We start from the raw sequence: 2,474 nt of genomic DNA, 5'->3' as shown, positions 1-2,474 counted from the left end.
GGCCGCATCTCCGCCGGGCGCCGCGTCGTAGGCCGGAGCCGGATCGGGCGTCGACGGCCCTCGGCGCCGCCTTCCTTGACCGAGGCGAAGTCCAGTCGGTCCGCGGTGCGGGCGCGGCAGTCGAACCGCCACCACGACCAGCCGCCCCAATAGGTCTGGCCGCCGACCTGGAAATCCTCTTCCGCCACCTGGAAGGCGCGCATCCGCACCCCGTCGCCGTCCGGCCGGATCGAAGCGAGGTCCGCCAGCACCGCGAACCGTCCGACGCCGGTCAGCACCAACCGTTGCCCGTCCTGACGCGCCGCCGGCTCGGCCCCGGCGGGGCCTGCGGTCAAGATCGTCGCAAGGATGACCAGGGGGATCACGCGTTTCATCGGCCGATCGTAACCGGACGTTGACCGCGCGGCGAGTAGGCTCCACGCCATGACGCGCTTCATGACCCTGGATTTCGCCGCCGGAGACCGCGCCGCCCTGCTGGGCCAGGTCGCCGCCCTGGCGCGCGGGAAAGGCTACGGGTTCGTCGTCACGCCCAACGTCGATCACGTCATCAAGCTGATGGACGGCCGCGTCTCCCGCGAGGTCTACGGCGACGCCGATCTGAAGATCTGCGACAGCCGCATCCTGGCCCATCTGGCCCGGCTGCGCGGCAAACGGCTGGATGTCTATCCCGGCTCGGACATGACCGCGGACCTGCTGGCTGCGGAGCACGACCTGACGATCGGCGTCTTCGGTCCGTCGCGCGAGGCCTTCGACGACCTGACCGCCCGCTATCCGAACCGGCGCTTCACCTTCATCGAGGCGCCGATGCTGACGCCGGGAACGCCGGCGTGGATCGAGGCGGTGGACGCCGCCGCCCGCGCCGACTGGGACGTGCTCTTGGCCTGCGTCTCCTTTCCCAAGCAGGAGCTGTTCGCCCACGCGCTGAAGGCGGCCGGCCGCAAGACGGGCGTGACCCTGTGCGTCGGGGCCTCGGTGGACTTCCTGACCGGCCGCCAGCACCGCGCGCCGAAGGTCTTCCAGCAGTTGTCGCTGGAATGGCTGCACCGGCTGCTGAGCCAGCCGCGTCGAATGTTCCGCCGCTACGTGATCGAGGGACCGGCGATCTTCGGGCTTTTCCTCAAGCACGAGGTGCTGGGCTCCTAGTTCCTCCCCTTCAGGGGAGGGGGACCATGCGAAGCATGGTGGAGGGGCGTTTGACCCAAGCCCGTTCCAAGTTCCTCCGCCGACGAGGAGGGGGTAACTCGGATTCTATGTTAAGTTGTGCGCATGATCGCGCCTAACAACACCATCCAGAGCGCCCGCGAACTCCGGCGTAGGCTCTCGCTGCCTGAAGGCCTGATGTGGCGAGCCCTGCGCCGCAAAGGCCTGGCGGATCTGCGCTTCCGCCGGCAGCACCCGATCGGTCCCTACATCCTCGACTTCTACTGCCACGAACTGAAGCTGGCCGTGGAGATCGACGGCCAGACCCACGATCACCCCGATCGGTTCGCGCATGACCGGCGACGGACGGACTGGCTGAACCAACAGGGCGTTCGGGTGATCCGGCTCGCCGCGCGGGATGTGTTGTCTGATCTGGACGCGGCGCTGGGATTCATCCGGAGGTCCGCGGGGCGGTGAGACCCCTCCACCATGCTTCGCATGGTCCCCCTCCCCCGTTGGGGGAGGAACTCTCTCAGCTACGCCACCAGCGTCTCCGCCTGGGTCAGGTCGACGCTGACCAGCTGGCTCACCCCGCGCTCGGGCATGGTGACGCCGTACAGGCGGTCCATGCGGCTCATGGTCACCGGGTTGTGGGTGATGACGATGAAGCGGGTGTCGGTGCGGTTGCGCATCTCGTCCAGCATCCGGCAGAAGCGATCGACGTTGGCGTCGTCCAGCGGGGCGTCGACCTCGTCCAGCACGCAGACCGGGGCGGGGTTGGCCAGGAAGACGGCGAAGATCAGGGCGGCGGCGGTCAACGCCTGCTCGCCGCCGGACATCAGGCTCATCACCGCCAGCCGTTTGCCGGGCGGGCAGGCGTAGATCTCAAGGCCCGCCTCCAGCGGATCGTCGCTCTCGACCAGCTTCAACTCGGCCTGGCCGCCGCCGAACAGGGCCTCGAACAGGGCCTTGAAGTTGTCGTTGATGATGTCGAAGGCGGCGATCAGGCGCTCGCGGCCCTCGGCGTTGAGTTCGTCGATGCCGTCGCGCAGCTTGGCGATCGCCTGGGTCAGGTCGAGCGCTCGACCTTCATCGACTGCAGGCGGTCGCCGTATTCGTTAGCCTCCTCCTCGGCCAGCAGATTGACCGCGCCCAGGGCCTCGCGTTCGCGTTCCAGGCCGAACAGCAGGCTTTCGGCGCCGGCGGCGTCCGGGGGGCGGGCGATGGCGTCGTCGGTCAGCTTCCGGCCCAGCTCCTCGGGCGACATCTGCGCGGTCTCGCGCACGTTGGTCTCGGCGTCGGCCAGCTTCTCGGCGGCGGCTTCGGATCGCGCC

The 2,474-nt window shown here is 68.8% G+C and carries 3 protein-coding genes and 1 pseudogene; 2 read left to right on the top strand and 2 right to left on the bottom strand.

Annotated features, from left to right (window positions below; translation table 11 throughout):
* Positions 1 to 374, bottom strand: a 374-nt coding sequence (locus tag AC2W7C_RS16740) for a hypothetical protein (protein WP_486002393.1), incomplete at its 3' end; no start/stop codon positions are given.
* 49 nt (positions 375 to 423) lie between these two features.
* Here AC2W7C_RS16740 and AC2W7C_RS16735 point away from each other — a divergent pair.
* Both AC2W7C_RS16735 and AC2W7C_RS16730 read left to right on the top strand, forming a co-directional pair.
* On the top strand, positions 424 to 1,143 hold the full coding sequence (locus tag AC2W7C_RS16735) for a WecB/TagA/CpsF family glycosyltransferase (RefSeq protein WP_486002392.1): 720 nt from the start codon (positions 424 to 426) through the stop codon (positions 1,141 to 1,143).
* A 123-nt stretch (positions 1,144 to 1,266) separates the two neighbouring features.
* The gene (locus tag AC2W7C_RS16730) at positions 1,267 to 1,617 is read left to right on the top strand and encodes an endonuclease domain-containing protein (protein WP_486002391.1); all 351 of its coding nucleotides are present in this window, start codon (positions 1,267 to 1,269) and stop codon (positions 1,615 to 1,617) included.
* Between the two features lie 59 nt (positions 1,618 to 1,676).
* On the opposite strand, the pseudogene AC2W7C_RS16725 reads toward AC2W7C_RS16730, so the two are convergent.
* Positions 1,677 to 2,474 (bottom strand): annotated as a pseudogene (locus tag AC2W7C_RS16725) (chromosome segregation protein SMC); the annotation flags it as partial.

The sequence above is a fragment of the Brevundimonas sp. CURTG3B2_SDJG genome, from assembly GCF_057364705.1.
The sequence above is the reverse complement of the archived record's forward strand: the minus strand, read 5'-3'. Positions and strand labels throughout refer to the sequence as shown.

Coding starts and splice junctions, on each gene's coding strand:
- AC2W7C_RS16735 (WP_486002392.1), top strand. CDS start 424: ATGACGCGCTTCATGACCCTGGATTTCGCCGCCGGAGACCGCGCCGCC.
- AC2W7C_RS16730 (WP_486002391.1), top strand. CDS start 1,267: ATGATCGCGCCTAACAACACCATCCAGAGCGCCCGCGAACTCCGGCGT.